1 protein-coding gene and 1 pseudogene are annotated in these 242 nt (G+C 40.9%); both read left to right on the top strand.

Features of this window, described 5'->3' with window-relative positions; genetic code table 11:
* Positions 1-115 (top strand): annotated as a pseudogene (locus ACFIM8_RS09395) (IS607 family transposase); the annotation flags it as partial.
* The coding region (locus ACFIM8_RS09390; RefSeq protein ID WP_375614860.1) for a helix-turn-helix domain-containing protein at positions 112-242 on the top strand (131 nt) is incomplete at its 3' end. The pseudogene ACFIM8_RS09395 and the gene ACFIM8_RS09390, both read left to right, overlap by 4 nt.

Below are 242 nucleotides of genomic sequence, written 5' to 3'. Positions count from 1 at the left end.
CAAAGATGTTTTAGAAATTATTACTGTCTTTAGTGCTCGTCTTTATGGAAGTCGTTCGAGAAAAAATCAAAGGTTATTAGAGAATGTCCGTCAAGCTGTAGAGGCATCGCAATGATTGTTGCTCACAAAATAGCTCTAGACTTAAACAATAAACAACGAAGCTACATGGCTCGAGCCAGTGGTTGCGCGCGCTTTGCTTATAATTGGGCACTGAAGGAATGGCAGCAGCAATATGAAGCATG

This window comes from Bartonella sp. AC535YNZD (assembly GCF_042196625.1).
Lineage (GTDB): Bacteria > Pseudomonadota > Alphaproteobacteria > Rhizobiales > Rhizobiaceae > Bartonella.
This window is presented reverse-complemented; position numbering and strand designations above follow the sequence as displayed.